The organism is Nocardia sp. NPDC056100, from assembly GCF_042266325.1.
Lineage (GTDB): Bacteria > Actinomycetota > Actinomycetes > Mycobacteriales > Mycobacteriaceae > Nocardia.
The window spans coordinates 444,938-469,529 of sequence record NZ_JBHJVY010000003.1; the positions used below are offsets into that span (position 1 = coordinate 444,938).

The window sequence follows — 24,592 nt, forward strand, 5'->3', positions numbered from 1 at the left end:
CTCCAGTATGCCGATCCCGGCACGGTCGGGGCGGGATCACGCGGAGAGCGAAACAAGATCAGGCGGCGAGCGCGATCCGATCGAATTCGCCATCCCGCACGCCCGCCAGGAAGGCATCCCATTCGCCAGGGGTGTAGACGAGACCGATCTCCCCGTACCCGAGTGTGGTGAATCCGTCGGCGGCGGTGTGCGCGGTGAGCTCCGCACCACCCGCGGGGCGGTCCCGCAGAACGGCCAGGAAGGACATCCATTCGACGGCGCTGACGGTGATGATGGGTTCATCGTGTGAGCTGTTGGCCGGATTTCGCCGGTACTTGCTGTCACGGATGAACACCGCCGCACCGTCGAATCGGACCTCGACGCACTGATTCCCATTATTGGTGCGCGTCGACGTGAACCAGCCGGTGGATTCCGGTTGATACTTCGCGGTTTTCAGCATAGGCAGCATTCTACGGTCTCGCATGCGTCTCCTACCCTTGCGAATAACTCTTGATCATTTCCAAAGACTTTGCACGACTGAGAGATTGGTCGAGTGCACGCACAAATGCGAAATCCAGATCGCGAATCAGATCCGGATCCTCCACGGCCCCACCGAAAACCGCGCTCTCCACCCAGCCGAAGGTATGCAGCGCGGTGGAGGGGAAATCCAGCAGATGGAAACTGGAGCCGCCGAGAATCGCACCGCGGGTGGCGGCGAACGGAATCACCCGCACCGTCACCGAATCCAGGTCATCCAAGAGTGTTGCCAGGTGTTCCAGTTGTCCCCGAAGGACTTTCGGGCCGCCGATCTGCTGCACGAGCGTGGCCTCGCCGATGACGGCGGTCAACTCCGGATGATCGCCGTCGCGTAATCGTTCCTGTCTTCGCATTCGCACCGCGACCAACTGCTCCACCTGCACCGGGCGAATCATGACATCGGCGCTGATCAGCGCCCGGGTGTAATCCTCGGTCTGCAGCAGACCGGGCACCACGAGCGAGTCGTAACTGCGAATGGCGTCGGCGCCGAATTCCATTCCGTAGTAGCGCTGCAGCTCCGGGCCGATCAGCGCGGGGGATTTGGCCCACCAGCCGCGTTCCTTACTGGCGGTGAGCAATTCGAGGAGCTCGTCCCGCTCCTCACCCTCCACCTCCAGCAGTTCCAGCACCGGGCCGATGGTGGTGGCGGTCAGCACCCGGCGGCCCTTCTCCACATGGGACCAATTGGCGGGGGTGAACCCGACCCGCTTGGCGAAGGTCGCCGAATCGAAGCCGCGCTGCTCGCGCAGCTCCCGTAATCGCAGTACCAGTTCCCACCGGGCGACGGTGGGTGACACGGGCGCCATGACTGCTGACTCTACGCTCTCAACTCACCGGCGTGTGACTATTGTCATACCGATTGCGGGAGAATAGGGTCGGTAGCAGGAGGTTCGCCATGAGCGCGCTGGACCCGTCCTCGTACACCGCCACCCAGGAGGCGCTTGCCCGCTGCCGGCGCTACCGCAAGGAGCATGGCCTCTACGGGATAGTCGACTCCGCGCTGGGCCGGATCATGTTGGAGATCGGCTCCGTCGGAGCCGTCACCATGCCCGCCGAACTGGGCGCACGCGTCCGCGACCACCTTATCGCGCGCCGCCGCTGCGGCCCGGTGATCAGTCATCCGCGCTCCGGGCGCTGGACCTTCCTCACCGGGCCGACCGACGATTCCTACCTCGATATGGCGCTGTTCTCCGACCTGTTCCGGGACTGCGCGGCGGTGGCGCTGCCCGGTAGCCACATCGTGCTGCCCTCACCCACCGATGAGCACAGCGGCTACCGGATCTGGATCTGCCCGCCGGACAGCGACTTTCGGCCCGAACTCGCCGAAGTCGTCGGCGCCACCCGCGAATGCGGCACCGTGCAGCAGTAGCCGCGGCGCTCATCGAGCCGGAAAGGGCTCAGCGAGTCCGAAGGGCTCAGCGGGTCGGCATGGGTGTCAGCGTGACGCTGAACTTGTCCTCGATGCGCTGCTGGAACTCGTCCTGGCACCGCTGCTGCGCGGTCGTGTCACTGCCCGCCTTGTTCAGGCAGTCGACCAGATCCGTGCCGCCGTTGTCCTTGAACACCACCCAGACCAGAATGCCGACCACGATGCCGCCGATCAGGCTCAGCACGCCCAGGATCAGACCGGCAACGGCCATACCGAAACCGCCGGAGGTGCCCTTGCGCGCCTTCATCATGGCGATCAGGCCGAAAATGGCGGCGAGCAAACCGAAGAAGACGCCGACCACGGTCAGGATGATGGTCCAGAACGTCAGCACCGCGATGATGCCGAGCACCAGGGCGGTGATCGCCAGGCCCTTGCCCTTCGGCGATTCCTGCCAGTACTGCGGCTGCTGACCGCCGGGCGGCGGGTAGCCACCGGGTGGCGGCGCGGGGTATTCGCCGTAGTTACCGGGGGGCGGGGGCGGGTACTGCGACATGGGCGTCGTCCTTCCGTCGGTGCTGCTCCCGGTATCGCCAACGCTGCGACCAGCCGTTAACGGGTCCGGTTCGTCCGGAATCAAGTTATCCCGAAATGCTATTGGCCACCCAGACGAGCATGCATTTCCCACACCAGGATTTCCGACGGCAGGTTCGCGGTCACCCGCTGACCGCCGCTGCGCGCCATGCGCACCGCGTCACCCTCGTACAGGGTGCCGACACCCTCCAACTCCACCTCACCGCGCGCGATGAACAGATGCAGATACGGCGATTCCGGTAGTCGCACCTCCGGCGCGTCGGCCGCCACCGGCATCCGCGCCACATGCATGGCCGAATGACTGCTGCCGATCGCGATGGCCGTGCGATCCCGATACCGGGGCAGGCCCGAGGCCACCGTCACCAGACCGCCGGACGCCAGCTCGTCATCCACCTCGAGCTGCTGATAACCGGGCGCGGAGCCCGGCTCATCCGGAACCACCCACATCTGGACGAAATGCACCGGTTCCTCGTGTTCGGGCGCGGTACTGATGCGCCACGAATCATTCTTCTCCGAATGCAGAATCCCCGAACCCGCGCTCATCCGCTGCGCCAAACCCGGATAGATGACACCGTTGTGGCCGAGCGAATCCTGATGCACCAGGCTGCCACTCAACACCCAGGTGACGATCTCCATATCGCGATGCGGATGAGTTTCGAAGCCCTCACCCGGCAACACGATGTCCTCGTTGTTCACCAGCAAAAGACCGTGGTGTGTGTTGTCGGGGTCGTAATGTTCCCCGAACGAGAACGAATGCTTCGAATCCAGCCACGCCACACGAGTTTTCATGCGGTCGCCGCCCCGATGGACATCGATGTGTGGTCTCGTGAGCGTGGACACCGCCCTACTCCCTTCACCGGCGTGCACCGATCGGAATCCAGGGTAGGGCCACATTCGGTGACCCGGGCTGAACTCCGGGTAAATTTTAGCGTGCGAGCAGCGCCGCCCGCACGCCGCCTACCAGGCAGGACACCCGGGGCGTCATTGTTCATGCCCTGCCAGCGGCATTCGGTCGGCGACCGTATCATGATGTGCCGCAAGTGAAACCGGAGGGAGAGCAAGGGGATGCGACCCGACGTACTCGCGGGCATCGAACGCGAACTCCGGCAGCAGGCCAACAGCGAGGGGATCACCCACTTCGTAGTGGGCGTGGCCGTTTTCCGTGGGGGAAAACTCCTGGTCGTACGGCGTGTTGCCGATGATTATCACGGGGGGATGTATGAACTCCCGGGCGGCGGAGTGGAATCGGGGGAGAGCTTCGCGCAATGCGTGGAGCGCGAACTCTTCGAAGAGACCGGACTGCGCGTACTGCGCATCACCGATGTGCTCGGCGGATTCGACTACGCCACCCGCACCAAATCCCGCGTACGCAAATACAGCTTCGTAGTCGAAGCGGAATCAGGGGAAGTGTTGCTCGCGCCCGGCGAACACGATCAATTCCAATGGATCGACGCCGACAGTCTGGACAACCTACCCATGGCGGACGATATGCGCGCCGCCGTATTCGCACTCGTCACCACCCACCCTTCCAGGTGAACGGGGCCGAGATCGAACCCGCAGAGGTACCGACCACACCCGCACCGCCACCGGAACCGCACCGGCTGGAGCGGATCCGGCGTGGCGCGAGCACGTTGCGCACCGCGCTGCGCGAGAGTCCGGGAGCGCTGCGGCTCGCCGCCGTGCGGTTGTCCGGGCAGTTCGGCGACGGCATGTTCCAGGCCGCGCTGTCCGGGGCGATCCTGTTCAACCCGGAACGCGAGACCGATCCGCTGGCCATCGCGGGCGGGTTCGCGGCGCTGCTGCTGCCGTACTCGATCATCGGGCCGTACGCGGGCGCACTGCTGGATCGGTGGGATCGGCGCACGGTACTGCTCATCGCGAACATCCTGCGCGGGTTGCTCATCGGCGTGACCGCGGTGAGCCTGCTCGGCGGGGTGCGCGAGACGCCGCTGCTCTTACTCGCGCTCTCGGTGGTCGGCGTGTCGCGGTTTGTCGGCGCGGGCGTGTCGGCTTCGCTGCCGCGCGTGCTCGCACAACGGCGACTGGTCGCGACCAACTCCATCCTGGCGACCGTGGCCTCCGGCTGCGCGATCCTCGGCGCGGGCGTCGCCTTCGGGCTCATCGCGGCCATCGGCGCGGGGGATCGCGCCTCGGCCACCGCGGTCGCGGTCAGCGCCATCGGATCGATCGTGGGGGCTTGGGCCGCAGCCGGATTCCGCAGACACGCGCTGGGACCGGACCCGGACGAACCACTCGCCGGGTCCGACGCGGCGCGGGAGTCCGGGCAATCCGGCGCGGGCGCGCCACCCGCCGAGAGCTCGCTGCGGGCCATTGCCTCCGGATTGCGGTCCGGGGCGGGGGCGGCGTGGCGGTCGCGGGAAGTCACCACGGCGATGATCGGAATCGCGGCGCACCGGGCGGTATTCGGTGCGGACACGCTGCTCATGGTGCTGGTGCTGCGGCGCGGATCCGGGAGCGGCGGCGGGGGCGGGCATCACATCGCGAAATTCAGCGCCGCCATCTCCGCGACCGGGGCCGGAATGCTGCTGGCCGCCGTCATCGCGCCCATTCTCATTCCGCGGCTGGGTCGTTCACGCACCATCGTCACCGGACTGCTCACCGCCATCGTGGTGCAGATCGCGCTGGTCACGCCCATCACCATCGCCGACGGGACCGGGGAGCGGCGGGCCGAACTGTGCCTGCTCGCGGCCGCGTTCCTGCTCGGGCTGGCCGGGCAGACCATCAAACTCACCGGTGACGCCGCCATGCAGATCGATATCGACGATCTGCATCGCGGACAGGTATTCGCGCTGCAGGACACCATCTTCAACATCACCTACGTGGGCGCGCTGGCGGGCACCGCACTGTGGATACCGGCCGACGGGCGCTCACCGATGGTCGTGCTGGTGGCGGCCGGGGTGTACTGCTGTGGAATTGCCGCCATCGCGCTGGTATCGGCTCGATCACAACCGGGCGAAAACCGCCACCCCTGAACGCGCACGACGCCCCCGCCGGTTACGGTGGGGGCCGTTCGATCTCGCGCAACCCGGACGAGGAGACCCGCGCCGCATGGGATTCCGCACGACCGATGCCCTGATCCTGTCAGGCGTACTGACGGTCGGCGCGATCCTGTTGCCCGCCGCACCCGCCGGGGCGCTGCCGCAATGGCAGCCGCCGCCGGTGAACAGTTGCGGGGAAACGGGATTCGATCCGCTCAGACGCGAGACCGCGCCCGAACCCGCTCCGCCGCAGCCGGATCCGACCATTCGCATCCAGATACCGGTCCCCGAGATCACCCAGGTGCCGATTCCGGGACCGCCGCCGGACAACACCCGCATCGAACCCCAGGCGCTGCCCGAGGATCCGTGCGCCGCGCCCTGCCCGGACATTCGCGACAATCCCAAGCCGCCGCCGGTCACCACACCGCCGGAAGGCACTCCGGCGGAAAACGATCCGGCCACCGACGCGCCCGCCCCCACCACCACCGCGCCCGGCGGCTCCGGCTCCGGCTCACTGCCGAAACTGCCGCGCATCGAGATAACACCCGAGACCGAACCCATCCCCATCCCGGTCCCCGGCGGTGAACCACCCGAACCGCAACCCATGCCCGAACCGGCCGTCCAACCGCCCGCCGCCGCACCCGCCGCGCCACCGGTCGCACTGCCCCGGGTCGACTCGGTGGACCTGGTCAACCAGATCACCGGGCACGGGTCGGTCAACCGCACCGATATCCGCTGGGGCGTCGACGGCACCGACCTCGGCCTGATGTGGGAGAACAAGCCCGGACAGGTCGCCGTCGTCTTCGGCGACACCTTCGGCAAAGGCTGGGAACCCATCGGCGCGGGCACCGGCGACCAGGACTGGCGCAGCAACACCATCGCCTACAGCAGCAATCGGGACCTCTCCGAAGGGCTGGTGCTGGACGACTTCGTCCAGGACACCCGCTGCCACGCCGCCGAGATCCTGGACAGCCGCAAGATCCGGAACTTCGAGATCACCACCATCCCGACCTCCGGATTCGCCATCGGCGACCGGCAGTACCTGAGCTATATGTCGGTCAACCGCTGGAGCCGGATCCCGGGCATGTGGTGGACCAACCAGGGCGGACTCGCCTGGTCCGACGACAACGGGCGCACCTGGACCAAATCCCAATGGGCACGCTGGGACAACCTGTTCGGACTCGGGCGCTTCCAGGTCGCCACCATGGCGCCGCAGGGCGATTACGTCTACATGTTCGGCACACCCAACGGGCGCATGGGGGTCATCGGGCTCGCTCGGGTGCCGCGCGCACAGGTGCTGAACAAATCCGCCTACCAGTACTGGATCAACGGCGGCTGGACCGCCGCCGACGGGGCCAACGAATTGCTCGCCACCCCACTGGTTTCCGGCACCGCCAGCGAACTGTCCGTGCGCTACGACCAGGACAGCGGGCAATGGCAAATGGTGTACCTCGATCTGCAACGGCATCAGATCGTGCTGCGCACCGCCGCCGAACCGCAGGGCACCTGGACCGAACCCGTCGCGCTGCTGGACACCGACGACTATCCGACCGCGTACGGCGGGTTCATCCATCCGTGGTCGACGGCGAAGGACCTGTACTTCACCATGTCCGCGTGGAACAGCTACAACGTGTATCTCATGCACGCCACGCTGAATCGCGAAGACTGAGCACGGTTCCGTCCGCGATCAGCTGAAATGCCTGTGGCACAGCCGGAATCAGGTTAGGCAGGGCCGGAAGCGAATGCGCTGACCAGGCCGCGCCTGCGCCACCAGATCCACCTCGGCATCGGCCACGACGCCGATCACCGGATAACCACCGGTGATCGGATGATCGGCGAGGAACACCACCGGCTGACCGCTCGGCGGGACCTGAATCGAGCCCAGTGCCATTCCCTCCGTGGGCAATTCGCTCGATACACGGCGTTCCAGGGCGGGACCGCTGCGCCGATCCAGGCGCGCGCCGATGCGATCGGTCGCCGACGAGACCGTCCAGTCGCCCGCGAAAAGCGCTGTGACGGACGAGAACCAGTCATCGCGCGGACCCGGAATCACATGAACGGTGAGCAGGCCCGACGCCGGCGGCAAGACCGGAGCCACATCCACGATCGGATACAGCCGCGGCGGCGGGCCGACCGGCAGGACATCGCCCGCCCGCAACGGATCCGGGCCCAGACCCGACAGTGTGTCGCGACTGCGTGATCCGAGTACCGCGGGCACGTCGATGCCACCCCGCACCGCCACGTAACTGCGCAAACCGGCCATTGCGAAACCCAGGCGAAGTCGTTGGCCCGCTTCTATTTCCAGCACACTGGCCGCACCCATCGGGCGGCCGTCCACCGACGCGGGCGCGGCCGCTCCGGTCACGGCAACCGTCAGATGCCGATCGGCCAGCAACTCCAGCCCACCCAGCAGCACCTCTATACCGGCCGCGCCCTCCGGATTTCCCACCAGGCGATTGGCCAGCCGCAACGAGGCGCGATCCGCCGCCCCCGCGATACCCACACCGGAATCGAACCAGCCGGGACGCCCCAGATCCTGAATCGTGGCCAGCGGGCCCACCCGCTCGACCCGGATCACGCGAGACTCGCTTCGACATCGACGAATTGGACGGCGGCCGCGGCGCGAATCAGGGCGGGCGGATCACGATCCACATCCCACAGCGGTGCGTCGGTACTGCCGATCAATTGCCAGCCACCCGGACTGCGACGCGGATAGACGGCGGAATAACCGCCCGCCAGCGCCACCGCGCCGGGCGGAATCGCGGTACGCGACTCCGGGCGGCGCGGCACCGTGAGACGGCCGTCCGCGGATTCCAGATATCCGAAACCGGGGGCGAAACCGACGAAGGCGCAACGCCATACGGTGGACGTGTGCTGCGCGATCACCTCGTCCCGGGTCAGCCCGAGCAGGCGGGCCACGTCGGGTAGGTCCGCGCCGTCATAGCGCACCGGGATGCGGATCGGCTCCGCGTCGACCGCCGAACCCTCCGGGGGCGCATCGGGCAGGGATCGCCCGCCGGGTGCTACCGGAGCACCCGCGCCCACCCGCGCATCCGCTTCCAGTCGAGCGAGCAGTGCGTTCAGGCGCGCGCGGACCTGTTCGGCGGCAAGAGATTCCGACAGGGTGACCAGTACTGTTTCGGCGGCGGGCAGCACATCCACCACCCCCTCGGGCCGGGGCCGCAATGCCACGACCAGATCGGCCACCAGCGCTCGCGCCGCCGGAATCACCAGCAGCGCAGAATCTCCCGCCGTACGTATCTCGCTCCGCATCGGACCCTCGCTCACTACTCGAAGTTGTCCCACCGGCGACCGCCACCGCCGAATGCCGCGGCCCGATCACCACCCCGTACGCGGACCACGATCATCGGGCCGCCGCGCCGGAATTCATACGCCGCATATGAAATATCGCGCGATTCGGCGCGCAGCGGGCGAAAACGCGCACCGCGGACGGGTCGGCGACGAGAGTCCGCGAGCATCAGGTGAAGGGGCGGACGGGAATTGCCGCATCGGCCAAAGCCGCTCGGATACGGACGGCCATTTCCACCGCCGCGGGGGAATCGCCGTGCACGCAGATGCTCGCCGCCGAGATCGCGACCGTGCCGCCGTCGACGGTGATCGTCTTGCCGTCACGGGCGATCGAAAGAGCCTGGGCCAGCGCATTATCCGGCGACAACACCGCGCCCGGGGTACCGCGCGGGGCCAGCAGGCCGTCGGCGGTGTAGGCGCGATCGGCGAAACCCTCACCCAGGAAAGGGGTTCCGGCGGCGTTCGCGGCGGTCTCCATCTCCGTGCCCGCCGGGCCGAGCAATGCGAGGGCGGAATCGAATTCGCGCATGGCCGTGACGATCGCGGACGCGAGCGCCGGATCGGCGGCGGCCGCGTGATAGAGCGCGCCGTGCGGTTTCACATAGCGGACCCGGTCACCCGCCGCGCGGGCGAAAGCGTCGAGACTACCCAGCTGATACAGGGTTTCATCGCGGATCTCGGCGGGCGGGACCGCGATGGCGCGGCGGCCGAAACCGGCGAGATCGCGATAACCGATATGCGCGCCGATCCGTACACCCCGCTCGACAGCCAGCGCGCAGGTGCGGCGCATGATCGACGGGTCGCCCGCGTGGAAACCACAGGCGATGTTCGCGCTGGTGACCACGTCCAGCATGGCGGCGTCATCACCCATGCGATACGCGCCGAAACCCTCGCCCAGATCGCTGTTCAGGTCCACCGTCATGCCAACGATTGTGGTCGCGGGCGACGCCGCGGACAACATGCCTGCCGGAATGTTCGTGACTCAGGTCATATCCGGACGCGGTTCACCTGTTGGGCACACCATGTCCCATGTCGGCACCGGCCAGTACGCTCGAAACAATCATGGCCACGTATTTCGATCCCAGGGCCTGGTCACCCCTGCGGGCGGTGGACATGGGGCTCGACCTGGGGAAACGCCTGTTCGACCAGACCTGGGTCGACCAGTGGACCGGCTTCACCACCGCCTGGCTCGATCCCGTCGCAGACCTCGGGGTCGGCACCGTCACCGCGCTCATGCCCGATGTGCTCATGACGCTGCTGTCCGAGGGGATACTCAGCCGATTCGGCGGGCAGGAGGTGAGCGCCACCTTCCTCGGACACGATGTGCGGGCCAACCTGCACACGCTCAAGGTGCGGCGGCGGGGAGCGCATTTCCAGACCAAAACCGTGCTCACCGAGATGTATTGGGATGAGCATCCGATCGAGGAACTGACGGTCATCGCGCACGGGGTGCGGCTGGTGCCGGGGGTGCCGACCAAGCTGCGGGCCGCGCAACTCGATGTCACCGGGGTGATATCGCGTGCGGCGCTGCTGGATTGGGTCAACAGCTGGCAGCCGGACTGGGAGCTGGAACCCGCCCCGGACGGGCTCGCGCTGGCACGGCACAAGCGAAAACGGATCAGGGCGCTGGTCGATGCCGATATCACCGACAATCTGCTCACCATCACCGTGCACAGCGCGCACTGGCGAAAAGTGCGTGCGCCGAAACGACTTACGACGCTGAAGCCGATTCCGCTGGTGGATTTGCCGAATCAGGCGCGGATCAGTCGCACCGAGCGGCTCGGGGACCACGTGCGGTTCACCGCCGACCTGCCCGGACTGGCCGGATCCTTCGACCTGGCGCAGATCCGGTCGGCGATCGTCGCCGGAACGACACTGATCGTCTTCTAGCTCTTGGCGGTTTGCCACCATTCGAGGAGGGCGGCTTCGGCTTCTTCGCGGGGGAGGGGGCCGCGGTCGAGGCGGAGTTCTTTGAGGAACTTCCAGGCTTTGCCTACGTCGGGGCCTGGTTTGATGTCGAGGAGTTCCATGATGGCGTTGCCGTCCAGGTCGGGGCGGACGCGGGCCAGGTCCTCCTGTTCGGCGAGTTTCTCGATGCGGACTTCGAGGTCGTCGTAGGTGGAGCGGAGCAGGGCGGCGCGGCGCTTGTTGCGGGTGGTGCAGTCGGCGCGGACCAGTTTGTGCAGGCGGGGGAGCAGTTCGGCACCGTCGGTGACGTAGCGGCGGACCGCGGAATCGGTCCACTGGCCCTTGCCGTAGCCGTGGAAGCGCAGGTGCAGGTAGACCAGGCGGGCCACGTCTTCGGTGAACTGCTTGGGGTATTTCAAGGCGCGCATACGCTTTCGCACCATTTTCGCGCCCACCACCTCGTGGTGATGGAAGCTCACCCCGCCGCCGGGCTCATTCTTCTTGGTGGGCGGCTTGCCGATGTCATGCAGCAGGGCGGCCCAGCGCAGCACCAGATCCGGATCGCCCTCCTCCTGATCGATGGCCTGGCGCAGCACCGTCAGCGAATGCTCGTAGACGTCCTTGTGCTGGTGATGCTCGTCGATCTCCAGCTTCATGGCCGGAACCTCGGGCAGCACCCGCTCGGCCAGCCCCGTCTCGACCATGATGTCGATGCCCTCGGTGGGATGCTCGCCGCCGATCAGCTTGTCCAGCTCCGCGTGCACCCGCTCGGCGGTGATGCGGTCGATCTCCGGGGCCATCTCCACAATCGCCTCGCGCACCCGCGGCGCGAGCCGGAAACCCAGCTGCGAGACGAAGCGCGCACCGCGCAGCATCCGCAGCGGATCGTCGTTGAACGAATCCCGCGGCAGCGCAGGGGTATCCAGCACGCCCTCGAGCAGGTCCTCCATCCCGTTCAGGGGATCGACGAACTCCAGTTCGCCCAGTTCACCGATGCGCACCGCCATGGCGTTCACCCGGAAATCGCGGCGCACCAGATCCGCTTCCAGGGTGTCGCCGAAGGTGACCTCGGGATTGCGCGATACGCGATCGTAGGAATCGGCGCGGAAGGTGGTGATCTCCAACTGCTGCCCGGCCTTGGACGCGCTCACCGTCCCGAACGCCAGCCCGCCGGTATCCCACAGATGATCGGCCCACCCGCGCATGAGCTCCTGCACCGCCTCGGGCCGCGCGTCGGTGGTGAAATCCAGATCGGTACCCAACCGGCCCAGCACGGCGTCACGCACCGTGCCGCCCACCAGATACAGCTCATGCCCGTGCTGGGCGAACAATTCCCCGAGCGGGGTCAGGACATCGGACAACCGGCCCACCGTGATCGCCGCCGAGGCCAGCAATCGGGTTCGGCGATCCACGTTTGCTTCCTCGGACTTCTGCGAAACCACGAAATCCGAGCTTAGTGGACCGGGCAAACCCTTTGATCGGAGCGTCGCGTTCCCAGCGTGCGCCCGCGACGTAAGGCGCGCGGCACCTGGCAACCGGCAGAAGGCGCGCTGAGGCGGGATATGCTGGCGCGGTGTCTCCGGCCGATCGCGCGAACAGTCGACGCCGCCAGCCCCGGCGCCGTAGTTCGGCCGGTAATGCGGCGAAACCTCGTATGCGCACGGTGCGGGAGACTTCCGCCGGTGGACTCGTGGTCGACGGCCTCGACGGGCCCCGGGAGAAGCGCTGCGCCGCACTGATCGGGCGCACCGACCGCCGCGGCAGACTGCTCTGGTCGCTACCCAAGGGACATATAGAAGAGGGCGAGACCGCCGAGCAGACCGCCATCCGCGAGGTCGCCGAGGAAACCGGCATCAACGGCAGCGTGGTCGCCGAACTCGGCAGCATCGACTACTGGTTCGTCACCGAGGGCCGGCGGGTACACAAAACCGTGCACCACTATCTGATGCGCTTCCTCGACGGCGAACTCTCCGACGCCGACGTCGAAGTCACCAAGGTGGCCTGGGTTCCGTTGAGCGAGCTCGATTCCCGGCTCGCCTACGCTGACGAACGCAGGCTGGCCGAGGTCGCGAACCGGCTGATCGACCGGATGGAGAACGGCAGACAATGACGCGTGCGGGGTCTGGGCGTCCTGGGCAAGACACCGCGGGGGCGCTGCACCGCTGGATCCTGTCGCTCGTCGCGGTGGTGCTGGCTGTGCTCACCGGGGTACCGGTTGTGCTCACCGCGCATCCGGCGGCGGCCGAGCCCACCGGTAGCAATACGTCCACGGGGCCGAAATTCCTGAAACTGTCGCTGGATTCGGTGACGCCTACGGCGATCACCGCCACCAGCGACCCGTATTTCGTGGTGTCGGGGACGGTCACCAATATCGGCGACCGCCAGGTCGACGATGTCAGCGTGCGCATCCAGCGCGCCGCACCCGTCACCAACCCCAGCGGACTGCGCTCGGCGCTGCGCCTGGATCAGGGCAGCTACGACATCACCGGCGAATTCCAGGATGTCGCAGACCAATTGACGCCCGGCCAGCGAAAGCAGTTCAGCCTCACCGTCGCTCTGCACTCGGCGACCGAACTGCCCAGCGGCATATCCACTCTCGACATCACCGCACCCGGCATCTATCCGCTGCTGCTGAATGTGAACGGGCAACCCGCGTACGGCGGACAGGCCCGGCTCGACGACGCCCGCTTCCTGCTGCCGGTGCTCGGCATCCCCGCCGCGGCCGCCGATCCGAAACATCCCGCGCCACCGGCGGTTCCGGCCGCCCCGGACGGCGGACCCGTCGCCACCACCATGCTCTGGCCGCTCGCCGACCGGCCGCGCCTGGTCGCCGGTAAGCCCGGCTCCGCCGACGGCGAAGCGCTGCTCACCGATGACGACCTGGCCGCCTCGCTCACCTCCGGCGGACGCCTGGACCAACTGCTGTCCGCGCTCGAGACCACGCTCAAACCCGATACCCCGCGCGATAAGAGCCTGAACACCTCGCTGTGCCTGGCCGTCGACCCGGACCTGCTGATCACCGTCTCCGATATGAAGGACGGCTATCGCGTCCTGGCCAGCCCGTCCGATCCGGACGGCAGCACCCGCGCGGGCACCGGCGATCACGCCGCCAAAGCCTGGCTGGACCGGCTGCGCTCCCTGGCACCGAGCATGTGCGTGGTCGCGCTGCCGTTCGCACAGGTCGATCCCGGCGCCCTCGCCGCCACCGGCGACATCACGCTCTCCGATCGGGCGCTCAACGCACCCGCCGACCTGGTCGACCAGCTGCTCGCGGTGAAATCCGTGCGCGGGGTGGCGCTGCCCGACGCCGGCAGCATCGACACCGAGGGCGCGCAACTGCTCGCCCACCACGGCTACAGCACCGCCCTGCTCGCCGACAACGCCGTGACGCCAGCCGACGGCCGCTCCAATATCTCCAGCGCCAAAAGCCCGGCCGCCCCGGCGGATTCGGTGAGCCCCGACCTGGTGCGACTGGACGGGCTCACGCTGCCCGCACCCGGCGGCGGCGACCCGGCGCCCGGCGCACCCGAATTGCACGCCGCCACCTTCGACATCTGGTCCGCCACCGCCCTGGCCGCGGTCGGCTCACACCCGCCGACCCCGCCGTACACCCCGGACCGGGTCCGCTACGACGTCACCAACGACTCCCGCGCCGCCCGGCTGCAGGACGCGCTCGGCGCCATCACCTGGACCGCGCTCAACCCGCAACCCGGCCGCCCGCGCTCACTGCTGCTCATGCCACCGCAGCAGTGGGGACCCAACCGCGACGAGGCCACCGCCCTGCTCGGACAGCTCGACCTGATGTACCGCGACAACCTCGCCGCCCCGCGCTCGCTCACCGATCTGCTTGCGCAACAGGTCGATCCGCAGCCCTACGACCTGGACTATCTGCCCACCGCGGCCGATGAGGCCGTCCCCGGGCACTTCGCCGAACCGGTCCGGCAGCAGGCGCACAACATCACCGAACTGATGAGCGCGCTGGCCGATGTGCCGCAGCAGGAACTCAGCCCGCGCGGGTTCCTCACCCCGCTGCGCGACGATCTGATCCGGGCGCTCACCATGTCCGATCGGCGCGCCGGCGGCGCACAGGCCGACACCTTCGCGCAACGCCGCATCGACCAGACCACCCGCACCGTCGACGACCTCTTCCGCTCGGTCACCGTGCTGCCGCCCGGCGGCGTCTACACCCTCGCCTCCGAACAGAGCCCGCTGCTGCTGGTCGCCCGCAACGACCTGCCCGTCGCCATCCGCATCAAGTTCCGGATCGACGCGCCCGCCGAGACGAACATCACCGATATCGGCGAACAGGTATTACCCGCCAAGGGCACCCGGTCCTTCCAGATCCCGACCGAGGTCTCGGACAGCCGAAACCTGGTGATACCCATCGCACTTACCACACCCGACGGGGTGCCACTCGGCAATGCGGTATCGGTATCCGTGCGATCCAACGCTTACGGTCGTGTGTTGGCGATAATTACCGCTAGTGCCGGTGCGCTGCTGCTCCTGCTGGCCGGACGCCGGCTCTGGCACCGCTTCCGCGGCCAGTCCGATCCGGCCGACGAGGGGCTGGATCCGGAAACCCGACGCCGGGTGAACAGGTTCTCGCGCGCCAAACGCGAGCAACGAAAGGAGGCGTGATGAGCGAGTACGGCGACGATCCCCGCTCCTCCGGCCGTCCCGACGGCAATGCCTCCGGCCGTCCCGACGGTTATGACGCACCGCGTCCCGACGGTTACGACGCACCGCGTCCCGCGGGCCGACCCGACGGTTACGACGGACCGCGACCGACGGGACGCCCCGACGGCGGCGCACCCCGCGCGGGCGGGCGACCCGTTCCCCCGGAGGGGGCAGGCGCGCGCCGCGCACCCTCCGCACCCTGGGAACGCGGCATCCCACCGCAGCGCCCGCAACGGCCCGGACCGCCGAATCAAGGCCCGCGAACCGGGAATCCGCCGTCCCAGGGAATTCCGACCGTCATGCCCGGTCGCCCAGCCGGTCAACCGTCCGGTCCGCCCACCGGGCCCGGACCCGGCCTGCGCACCGGCGAATCCGGTCCGATCATGCAGCGGCCGCCCGGTCAGCCCCCGCGCCGCCCGCAACCCGGACCTCAGGCCAACCCGCAGCCACCCCGGCCCGCCGGACCACCGCAGGGCCGCGGCGCACACGTCGCACCCGAGGACCGCTACCACTGGGGACACCGCCCCGGCGACCCCAATCAGCCACCCGGCGGCGGACCGTACAACACGCCGACCGGCGGACAGCGCTACCCGACCCCGCAGTCGAATCCGCTACCGCGGCAATCACAACCGCTGCCGCGCGTAACCGGCGGACCCAACACCCGCGAACAACGGGTCGCCGTCGCCGAGAAACCGGAGAGCTCCAACGCTCGCCTGGTCCGCGACTCCGGCTCCATCGCCATCGCCACCCTCGCCAGCCGCATCACCGGCTTCGGCAAACAGCTGCTGCTGCTGACCGTGCTCGGCCCGGCCATCGCCAGCGCCTTCACCGTCGCCAGCACCATCCCGACCATGATCTCCGAGCTGCTGCTCGGCGCGGTGCTCACCGCCATCGTGGTGCCCACCCTGGTGCGCGCGGAGAAAGAGGACCCGGACGGCGGCAGCGCCTTCGTACGGCGACTGTTCACCGCCGCGCTCACCGTGCTCGGCACCGGCACGCTGATAGTCCTCATCCTCGCGCCGGTGCTGACCACGCACGTCTTCCTCTCCAATGACGGCAAGGTCAGCACCGCGCTCACCACCGCGCTCGCCTTCCTGCTGCTGCCCGCCGTGCTGTTCTACGGCACCTCGGCGCTGCTCATGGCCATCCTCAATACGCACGGGGTGTTCAAACCCGGTGCGTGGGCGCCGGTGCTGAACAACCTCGTGGTGCTCACCGTGCTCATCGCGTACCGGATGACACCGGGCGAGATCAGCCTCGACCCGGTGCGCATGGGCGAACCGAAACTGCTCATCCTCGGCATCGGCGTCACGCTCGGCGTGGTGGTGCAGATGGTCAGCCTGCTGCCCGCCATCCGGCGCGAGGGCATCGATCTGCGGCCGCTGTGGGGCGTGGACGCCCGGCTCAAGCAGTTCGCGGGCATGGGCGCGGCCATCATCCTGTACGTGCTGATCAGCCAGGTCGGCTGGACCTTCGCGACCCGCATCTCCTCGCACTGGGACAAGGCCGGACCGGCCATCTACCAAAACGCCTGGCTGCTACTGCAATTGCCGTACGGCGTGCTCGGCGTGACCCTGCTGACCGCGATCATGCCGCGACTGAGCCGCAATGCCGCCGCCGACGACACACCGGCCGTGGTCGACGATCTCGGCACCGCCACCCGCTTGACCATGATCGCGCTGGTCCCGGTCGTCACCTTCATGACCTTCGCCGGACCGCAGATCGGTGAAGCCCTGTTCGGCTACGGGCATTTCGGGCTCGGGCAGGCCGCGCGACTCGGCGAGGCAGTGTCCTGGTCCGCATTCACGCTGATTCCCTACGCACTCGTGCTGATTCATCTACGGGTGTTCTATGCCCGCGAACAGGCGTGGACACCGACCTGGATCATCCTCGGCATCACCGGTGTGAAGATCGCGCTCTCGGCGCTGGCCCCCGTGTTCTTCGATGAGCGGCACGTGGTCATCGCGCTCAGCGTCGCCAACGGCCTCGGCTTCGTCACCGGCGCGGTCATCGGCGGATTCCTGCTGCACCGCAGCCTCGGCGATCTGCGCATGACCAATGTCGGGCGCACCGTCACCCGGGTCGTGCTGGCCTCCCTCGCCGGTGGCGCGGTCATGCTGATCGCGGACAAGGTCATCGGGCTGCACCGGCTCTCGGACTCGTTCGGCGGACTCGGCTCACTGGTGCGCGTCGGCCTCACCGCGCTCATCATGTTCGGCGTGGCCTTCGGGCTCATGCGCCTGGCGGGCATCCCGGAGATCGTCGCCATCACCGTGGCCATCTCCCGGCGACTCGGCTTCACCGCGCCCGCACCGGATCTCGAACTCGACGGCGGACTGGTCGGCGATCTCGGCGAAACCACACTGCTGCCCAAGCCGGATCTGCGCGCCGCGCCGTACTACTACCGGTTCGATCCCTATCTCGACGCGCAGACCATGGTGCTGCCCGTCATCCGACCCGATGCGGTTGACATCACCGGCAAGGGTGAGTTCCCGTACCCTGTTCGGCAGGCAAGCGCAAGCTCCGGACACGCCCTCCCCGACCTCGGTGGCAGGGCGGATCCGGGTGCTCGCGCCGCTTCGGACGACGGTGTCCGCAGGACACCTGGTCCGGCCCAACAGCATCGGTCTCCGACATACCAGGGCGAAGGAGGAACGAGGGTGAGCGACGACGCGGCGAGCGGCGTCCCGGCCGCCGAATCCGCAGCGGCCGCGGGCGGTGGGCTCTCCACGGATGCGCCCCCGACTCCGGATCGTGCGGATGAAAAGCGGGGCGGCACGGCCGATTCCACGCACCGGAACACCGGGCGGGACGACCGGGAGGATCCGGACGACCTAGAGGAGGCCCAGGCGGGCCCCGAAACCGGTGTCTACGAGGCGATTTCGCCGCAGATGCCACCCATGCGGGTGGAGGCCACCAAACGCATCCAGCGCGGGCCCAAACTGCTGCCGGGCGCCTCGGTCGCGGGCGGCCGGTACCGGCTGCTCGCCGGGCACGGCGGCGCGCGCGGGCTCAAGTTCTGGCAGGCGCTGGACGTGAAACTCGACCGCGAGGTCGCGCTCACCTTCGTCGACGCCGACCAGCAGGCCGCCGAGAACTCCGGGCACGACGGACCGCAGGCCATCCTGTCCCGCACGCTGCGCCTCGGGCGGATCAACTCGCCCGGCCTGGCGCGCGTACTCGACGTGGTGCGCGGTTCCTCCGGCGGCATCGTGGTCGCCGAATGGACGCCCGGCCGCTCCCTCAAGGAGATGGCAGACACCGTCCCGTCGCCGATAGGAGCCGCACGCGCCATCCGGGCGCTCGCGGCGGCCGCCGAACTCGCGCACCGCGGCGGCGGCTCACTCTCCATCGACCATCCGGACCGGGTGCGCATCAGCGCCTCCGGTGACGCCGTGCTCGCCTTCCCCGGCACCCTCGGCGATTCGGACGCGCAATCGGACGTGCGCGGCCTCGGAGCCATGCTGTACGCGCTCATCACCGCGCACTGGCCGATCCGCGTCGGCGGGGTCACCGGCACCGCCGCCACCATCGGCGGACTGCCCCTGGCCGATTTCGGCCCGGACGGAACTCCGGTGGAGCCCAGAACGATTCGGCCCGAGGTGCCCTTCGAGATCTCCGCGGTCGCCGTGCGCTCGCTGGAATCCAACAAGGGCGTGCGCACCGCCGCCACCGTCCAGCACGTGCTGGAACAGGCGTCCGTGGTGGATCAGAAGACCGATCTCATCCCGGTACTGCGCCTGGGCCAGCGGCCGCCGTCCGCACCGGACGAAACCCTCGCCGATCCGGAACTGCTCGCCGCCGAGAAGGAACGCTCGCAGCGGATGATGTGGATCCTGGTCGGGCTCGGCGTACTGGCCGCGCTGGTGGTCGGCGTCATCATCTGGTGGCTGCTGAGCGTGTTCGCGCCCGGCAGCTCCGAAGCGCCGCTCAACGAACAGCGCAATATCGGGCTCACCACCTCCAGCCTGGCCCCGCCCGCACCGGGCTCACCGCAGACCACCGCGGGTGCGGCGGCGGGCGTTCCGGTGCCGGTCACCGGGGCCATGGTGTTCTCGCCCGAGGGCACGCCCGACGGGGTCGGCAGCATCGGCGCGGTACTGGACAACAATCCGGGCACGCTGTGGCGCACCGACGCGTACTTCCAGCAGTTCCCCGCCCTCAAGAAGGGGGTGGGGGTGCTGACGACGCTGGGCAGCCCCAGCAAGCTCACCAAGGTGATCATCGATTCGCCGACGCCGGGCACCCAGGTGGAGATCCGCACCTCGCCGACCGCCTCACCGACGCTGGATCAGACCCAGTTGATCGGGGCGGCGACGCTCGGCAACGGCACCACCGAGATCGCGGTGCAGGCCGATCAGCCCGCCCGCTACGTGCTGGTGTGGATCACCGCGCTGGCGCAGAACGGCGGTCAGTATCAGACCTCCATCGGGGAGATCCGATTCGAGGCCGCTCCATAGTTTCGTGATTTTCGGGTCGTTCCGGTTATCGAAGACGCTGTCCGGTTCGCCCGAAAACGCCCGCTAGCTGCGCTTTTATCGCGCATTCCATTGCTGCCGAATCGTTATCTTCGATATGATCTTGCGTACTCTCTGCTGGTTTCAGGAGTCGCATTGTCGTCAGCTCACGATTTCGGAGTAGCGACCGAGTCACGAACTCGGGCCTCAGCGACGGCTGTCCGCACCCGCCACCGGGTCTGCGAGGCCACCGATCGCGATCTGCTCGCCGCCCACGCCCTCGGCGAGCGGCACGCCTTCGCCGAGCTATTACGCCGCCATCGCGACCATCTCTGGCAGATCGCGCTGCGCACCTCCTACACCCCCGAGGACGCCGCCGACTCACTTCAGGACGCCCTGCTGTCCGTCCATCGCTGCGCGGGCGGCTTCCGCGGCGAGTCCGAAGTGCGTAGTTGGCTGCACCGCATCGTGGTGAACGCGTGCCTGGATCGCATCCGTCGCAACAAACTCCGGCGCACGGTACCTTTGTCCGACGAGTCCGTACTCGAACCCCTTTGTCCCCGCGACGATTTCGCGAGCCTGGAAGCAACGCTCGTGGTCGATGCCGCGTTGTTCACGCTACCCGCCGAACAGCGCACCGCCCTGGTCGCCGTGGAGCTCGAAGGCTATTCGATCGCGGAAGCCGCTGTGCTGCTCGGTGTTCCGGCCGGAACCATCAAAAGCCGGTGCGCCCGCGGGCGGCGGCGACTCGAAGAACATCTGCACTCGATGAACACCTGATTCCGCCGCGCGCGGAGCAGGATATCCGGGGAACCGGACGCGACTCCGGTGCGTCGAAAACTAAGACAGGTCTGCGATTTCCCACACGGGTCCGATCTGGAGGGGCAATGAACGAGGACGACGCAGTACTCGCAGGATCAATGGCACCGGGAACGGCGACCGCCGGAACCATCCCGCGCCCGCCCTGGTCCGACGAACTGCTCGCCGATCTGCACGCCGGGAACGTCCCGGCGGATCTGTCCGCACAACTGTGGACGGAAGTGCGCCGCGATCCCGCGGCCATGCGCTATCTGCGCTCACTCGACCAGGTGAACCTGCGCCTGCGCGATCTGGGCCGCAACGACCACCTCATCCACCCCATGCCGGACGAGATCACCACCCGGCTCGAGCGCATGATCGGTGACCTGGCCGCCACCGACATCACCGATCCGGGGCAGATCGCCACCGTGCACCGGTTACCCGTGCCTCGCCAATCCACCCATCCCGCACCACCTTCCACCGCACCCATGCCGGTGCTGAACGGCTCCGCGGTATTCGACACCGGTCAGCTCGACCCGCGCGAACTCGGCGACCTCACTCCCGAGGAACTCGACGACGACTACGAACCGGACACCGATTCGGTCCGGCCCGATGAACGCTTCACCCGCCGCCAGCGCTGGCTCAGCGCCGCCGCGGCCGCGGCGGCCGTGCTCGCGGGCGGGGTGGTGGCCTTCGACGCCATGCACAACCGCAGCGCCGCGCCCGCCGCCGCCCAGCCCGCCGACAATCAGCTGCCCGCCGACTTCCCGCCGTCCATGGCGCTGGCCGCGATGGGCCGCCACGACATCAGCGGCCCGCTCGCCCACGGCAGCGCGCTATCGGACTGTCTGACGGCCGCACAGCTGGACAATCGGGTGCTCGGCAGCCGCAGCGTCTCCTACGGCGGCCAGCAGGCCGTGCTGGTGCTGCTCGCCGGACCGCACGCCCCGCAGATCACCGCGGTGGTGCTGGGCAACGGCTGCACCGCCGCCAATCCACAATTGCTCACCAGCGTCGATATCGGCTGAGCCCGCGCCGGCGGTGGATCGGCATCGCGCAAGCCCGTTCGATACCGCGCGACGGTAATCGGCTGAGTCCCAACGGCACTGGTCAGCGGGATATGTAGTCCGCACGCCCGGGCGGTTTCGCCCGGAGTGTGGCGGCTCACGCGCGCGCCCGGTCCACGCGGGTTCGGGAACAACAGCGTTTACCCTGTTGTTGACCGACCTGCCTGTTTCACATCTGCCTTCGGAGGCCCTCTTGACTACCGCTGTTCGCGACCTGATCATCGTCGGTTCCGGACCGGCCGGATACACGGCTGCCGTGTACGCCGCGCGAGCGGAGTTGCAGCCGTTGCTGTTCGAAGGCACCCAATTCGGCGGTGCGCTCATGACCACCACCGAGGTGGAGAACTTCCCCGGCTTCCGCGGCGGCATCATGGGCCCGGATCTCATGGAGGAGATGCGCGAGCAGGCCAAACGCTTCGGCGCGGACATCCGCACCGAGGACGTGGACGCCCTCGACCTCTCCGGCAAGATCAAGAAGGTCACCGTCGGCGGTGAGACCTTCGAGGCCTACGCCGTGATCCTGGCCATGGGCTCGGCCGCGCGCTACCTGAACATCCCGGGTGAGCAGGATCTCCTCGGCCGCGGCGTCAGCGCCTGCGCCACCTGCGACGGCTTCTTCTTCAAGGGCCAGGACATCGTGGTGGTCGGCGGCGGCGACTCCGCCATGGAGGAGGCCACCTTCCTCACCAAGTTCGCCTCCAGCGTCACCATCATCCACCGCCGCGAGGAGTTCCGCGCCTCCCGCATCATGCTCGAGCGCGCCAAGGCCAACGACAAGATCCGCTTCCTGCTGAACTCCGAAGTCACTGCGGTGCACGGGGATTCGGCCGTCACCAGCCTCACGATCCGGGACACCCGCACCGGCGAGACCAGCGAACTGCCCGCCACCGGCCTGTTCGTGGCCATCGGCCACGATCCGCGCAGCGAACTGGTCACCGGCCAGGTCGAACTGGACGGCGAGGGCTACGTGAAGGTGCAGGGGCAGTCCACCTACACCTCGGCCGAGGGCGTCTTCGCCGCGGGCGATCTGGTCGACCACACCTACCGCCAGGCCATCACCGCCGCCGGAACCGGCTGCCGCGCGGCCATCGACGCCGAGCGCTGGCTCGCCGAGCAGGGCGACATCTCTACCAATACTCTCGATCACGCCGGCCAGCCGGTAGAAGTGAACAACTAAGGAGCGACCATGTCCGACGCCAAGACCTCCGCCACCATCACGGTCAGCGATAAGACGTTCGCGCAGGACGTGCTGGCCAGCGAGAAGCCGGTACTGGTCGACTTCTGGGCGGCCTGGTGCGGTCCGTGCAAGATGGTCGCGCCCGTGCTGGAGGAGATCGCCGCCACCCATGCCGACGCCCTGACCATCGCCAAGGTCGACGCCGACGCCAATCCGGAGGCCTCGAAGGACTACGGCATTCTGTCGTTGCCTACCATGGTGCTGTTCCAAGGGGGCAAGGAGATCAAGCGGATCGTCGGCGCAAAGGGCAAAGCGGCCCTCTTGCGCGAACTCGAGGGTGTTATCTAACGACGCGCCGTACGATGCCTGCACTCGACAGTTGCCGAAATCTGGTCCGGGTCTGAGACAATCGACCGACGCTCCGGTCGTGCACAGGTGTGTAAACCTGTGCACGAGTGGGTACCCGGGTTGGCGGAAGGAAAGGGCTCTTACGCATGCACCGACTTCGTCACGGCGATACTGGACCAGCCGTAGCTGAGGTTCGGAGCACCCTCGCAAGTCTCGGATTCCTGAACTCACACCCCATTGCCGACACCAACGGCAATGGCAACGGCGAGTACTGGAAGAACATCGAAGCCACCTTCGACCACGACCTCGACTCCGCGGTGCGCGCCTTCCAGCAGCATCGCGGTCTGCTCGTCGACGGCGTGGTGGGCCCGGCCACCTACCGGGCCCTCAAGGAAGCCTCCTACCGCCTCGGCGCACGCACCCTGATCTATCAGCTGTCCGCACCGCTGTACGGCGACGACGTCGCCACACTGCAACGGCGACTGCAGGATCTGGGGTTCTACGTGGGCCGGGTGGACGGCTACTTCGGGCCGCACACACATGAGGGGCTCACCTCCTTCCAGCGCGAGATCGGTCTCGCGGGGGACGGCATCTGCGGGCCGGACACGCTGCGCTCGCTGGAACTGCTGGGCGCGCGCGTCACCGGCGGCAATCCGCATCGCATCGCCGAGGAAGAAGTCGTACACCGCGCCGGTCCGCAGCTGACCGGTAAGCGCATCGTCATCGATCCGGGCATGGGCGGACCCGACAAGGGCTCCTCGGTGCCCAGCGAATTCGGTGACGTCTACGAATCGGAGATCCTCTGGGATCTGGCCAGCCGCCTCGAAGGACGCATGGCCGCAACGGGTATGGAGACCTTCCTGTCCCGGCCCTGGGGCGCGAACCCCTCCGATGCCGAACGCGCCGAGACCTCCAATACCTTCGACGCCGATCTGATGATCTCGCTGCGCTGCGCGGGCAATCCGAGCACCTCCGCCAGCGGTGTCGCCAGCTTCCACTTCGGCAATTCGCACGGCTCCACCTCGATGATCGGCCAGGTGCTGGCCGGGTTCATCCAGCGTGAAATCGTCGCGCGCACTTCACTTCAGGACTGCCGCACGCACGCCCGCACCTGGGATCTGCTGCGACTCACCAAGATGCCGACCGTCCAGGTCGATATCGGTTATCTGACAAACGATTACGACTCGACGGTGCTGACCAACCCGCGCATGCGCGATGTCATCGCCGAGGCGATCCTCATCTCGGTGAAGCGGCTGTACCTGCTCGGCCAGGACGATCAGCCGACCGGGACGTACACCTTCGCGGAACTGCTCGCGGAAGAACTCGCCGCCGCCGACCGCATCTGAGTTCACCGGAACTACGGAGACCACGAAAAA

The 24,592-nt window shown here is 67.9% G+C and carries 21 protein-coding genes; 13 read left to right on the forward strand and 8 right to left on the reverse strand.

What is annotated here, in order from left to right:
- Positions 1–58: 58 nt before the first annotated feature.
- The gene (locus ACFC0O_RS24205; protein ID WP_375961467.1) at positions 59–439 is read right to left on the reverse strand and encodes a DUF397 domain-containing protein; all 381 of its coding nucleotides are present in this window, start codon (positions 437–439) and stop codon (positions 59–61) included.
- Positions 440–470: 31 nt separating this feature from the next.
- Positions 471–1,322 (reverse strand): Scr1 family TA system antitoxin-like transcriptional regulator, encoded by an 852-nt coding sequence (locus tag ACFC0O_RS24210; RefSeq protein ID WP_375961470.1) that lies wholly within the window; start codon positions 1,320–1,322, stop codon positions 471–473.
- Positions 1,323–1,411: 89 nt separating this feature from the next.
- Here ACFC0O_RS24210 and ACFC0O_RS24215 point away from each other — a divergent pair, with 89 nt between their 5' ends.
- Positions 1,412–1,885, forward strand: a complete 474-nt coding sequence (locus tag ACFC0O_RS24215) for a hypothetical protein (protein WP_364636775.1) — start codon at positions 1,412–1,414, stop codon at positions 1,883–1,885.
- A gap of 46 nt (positions 1,886–1,931) precedes the next feature.
- On the opposite strand, the gene ACFC0O_RS24220 is transcribed toward ACFC0O_RS24215, so the two are convergent.
- Both ACFC0O_RS24220 and ACFC0O_RS24225 read right to left on the reverse strand, forming a co-directional pair.
- Positions 1,932–2,438: a DUF4190 domain-containing protein gene (locus ACFC0O_RS24220; protein ID WP_375961472.1), complete on the reverse strand. Its 507-nt coding sequence runs from the start codon at positions 2,436–2,438 to the stop codon at positions 1,932–1,934.
- A gap of 98 nt (positions 2,439–2,536) precedes the next feature.
- Positions 2,537–3,265 carry a pirin family protein gene (locus ACFC0O_RS24225; RefSeq protein ID WP_375961475.1) on the reverse strand — a complete coding sequence of 243 codons (729 nt, stop codon included), beginning with the start codon at positions 3,263–3,265 and terminating at the stop codon, positions 2,537–2,539.
- A gap of 276 nt (positions 3,266–3,541) precedes the next feature.
- Between ACFC0O_RS24225 and ACFC0O_RS24230 the strand changes: the two genes are divergently transcribed.
- The 3 genes from ACFC0O_RS24230 (at position 3,542) to ACFC0O_RS24240 (ending at position 7,144) form a co-directional block, all read left to right on the forward strand.
- Complete coding sequence (locus ACFC0O_RS24230; RefSeq protein WP_375961477.1) at positions 3,542–4,012, forward strand: NUDIX hydrolase; 471 nt, start codon at positions 3,542–3,544, stop codon at positions 4,010–4,012.
- Between the two features lie 65 nt (positions 4,013–4,077).
- Positions 4,078–5,469, forward strand: coding sequence for an MFS transporter (locus ACFC0O_RS24235; protein ID WP_375963788.1), 1,392 nt, complete (start codon positions 4,078–4,080; stop codon positions 5,467–5,469).
- Positions 5,470–5,545: 76 nt separating this feature from the next.
- On the forward strand, positions 5,546–7,144 hold the full coding sequence (locus tag ACFC0O_RS24240; RefSeq protein ID WP_375961479.1) for a DUF4185 domain-containing protein: 1,599 nt from the start codon (positions 5,546–5,548) through the stop codon (positions 7,142–7,144).
- 48 nt (positions 7,145–7,192) lie between these two features.
- Here ACFC0O_RS24240 and ACFC0O_RS24245 read toward each other — a convergent pair whose 3' ends face one another.
- The 3 genes from ACFC0O_RS24245 to ACFC0O_RS24255 form a co-directional block, all read right to left on the reverse strand.
- Positions 7,193–8,053 carry a biotin-dependent carboxyltransferase family protein gene (locus ACFC0O_RS24245; RefSeq protein ID WP_375961481.1) on the reverse strand — a complete coding sequence of 287 codons (861 nt, stop codon included), beginning with the start codon at positions 8,051–8,053 and terminating at the stop codon, positions 7,193–7,195.
- Positions 8,050–8,748 (reverse strand): allophanate hydrolase subunit 1, encoded by a 699-nt coding sequence (locus tag ACFC0O_RS24250; protein ID WP_375961483.1) that lies wholly within the window; start codon positions 8,746–8,748, stop codon positions 8,050–8,052. Before ACFC0O_RS24250 ends, ACFC0O_RS24245 begins: the two co-directional genes overlap by 4 nt.
- Before the next feature lie 205 nt (positions 8,749–8,953).
- The gene (locus ACFC0O_RS24255; protein WP_375961485.1) at positions 8,954–9,706 is read right to left on the reverse strand and encodes a LamB/YcsF family protein; all 753 of its coding nucleotides are present in this window, start codon (positions 9,704–9,706) and stop codon (positions 8,954–8,956) included.
- Between the two features lie 140 nt (positions 9,707–9,846).
- Between ACFC0O_RS24255 and ACFC0O_RS24260 the strand changes: the two genes are divergently transcribed.
- A complete protein-coding gene (locus ACFC0O_RS24260) occupies positions 9,847–10,674 on the forward strand; it encodes a hypothetical protein (RefSeq protein ID WP_375961488.1) in 828 nt (275 codons plus the stop codon).
- Here the strand turns inward: ACFC0O_RS24260 and ACFC0O_RS24265 are convergent.
- Positions 10,671–12,104, reverse strand: coding sequence for a CCA tRNA nucleotidyltransferase (locus ACFC0O_RS24265; protein WP_375961491.1), 1,434 nt, complete (start codon positions 12,102–12,104; stop codon positions 10,671–10,673). The genes ACFC0O_RS24260 and ACFC0O_RS24265 overlap by 4 nt on opposite strands.
- A 161-nt stretch (positions 12,105–12,265) precedes the next feature.
- On the opposite strand from ACFC0O_RS24265, the gene ACFC0O_RS24270 reads away from it, so the two are divergent.
- The 8 genes from ACFC0O_RS24270 (at position 12,266) to ACFC0O_RS24305 (ending at position 24,562) form a co-directional block, all read left to right on the forward strand.
- Positions 12,266–12,802 carry an NUDIX hydrolase gene (locus ACFC0O_RS24270; protein ID WP_364636795.1) on the forward strand — a complete coding sequence of 179 codons (537 nt, stop codon included), beginning with the start codon at positions 12,266–12,268 and terminating at the stop codon, positions 12,800–12,802.
- A complete protein-coding gene (locus tag ACFC0O_RS24275; RefSeq protein ID WP_375961494.1) occupies positions 12,799–15,330 on the forward strand; it encodes a DUF6049 family protein in 2,532 nt (843 codons plus the stop codon). Before ACFC0O_RS24270 ends, ACFC0O_RS24275 begins: the two co-directional genes overlap by 4 nt.
- On the forward strand, positions 15,330–19,829 hold the full coding sequence (locus tag ACFC0O_RS24280) for a lipid II flippase MurJ (protein ID WP_375961496.1): 4,500 nt from the start codon (positions 15,330–15,332) through the stop codon (positions 19,827–19,829). The genes ACFC0O_RS24275 and ACFC0O_RS24280 overlap by 1 nt, the downstream gene beginning before the upstream one ends.
- 258 nt (positions 19,830–20,087) lie before the next feature.
- Complete coding sequence (gene sigM / locus ACFC0O_RS24285) at positions 20,088–20,606, forward strand: RNA polymerase sigma factor SigM (RefSeq protein ID WP_375963791.1); 519 nt, start codon at positions 20,088–20,090, stop codon at positions 20,604–20,606.
- Between the two features lie 140 nt (positions 20,607–20,746).
- Positions 20,747–21,652, forward strand: coding sequence for a hypothetical protein (locus tag ACFC0O_RS24290; protein ID WP_375961499.1), 906 nt, complete (start codon positions 20,747–20,749; stop codon positions 21,650–21,652).
- A gap of 232 nt (positions 21,653–21,884) precedes the next feature.
- Positions 21,885–22,868 (forward strand): thioredoxin-disulfide reductase, encoded by a 984-nt coding sequence (gene trxB / locus ACFC0O_RS24295; protein WP_364636805.1) that lies wholly within the window; start codon positions 21,885–21,887, stop codon positions 22,866–22,868.
- A gap of 9 nt (positions 22,869–22,877) precedes the next feature.
- The gene (gene trxA / locus ACFC0O_RS24300) at positions 22,878–23,216 is read left to right on the forward strand and encodes a thioredoxin (RefSeq protein ID WP_364636807.1); all 339 of its coding nucleotides are present in this window, start codon (positions 22,878–22,880) and stop codon (positions 23,214–23,216) included.
- Between the two features lie 146 nt (positions 23,217–23,362).
- Positions 23,363–24,562, forward strand: coding sequence for a peptidoglycan-binding protein (locus tag ACFC0O_RS24305; protein ID WP_375961503.1), 1,200 nt, complete (start codon positions 23,363–23,365; stop codon positions 24,560–24,562).
- Positions 24,563–24,592 lie beyond the last annotated feature (30 nt).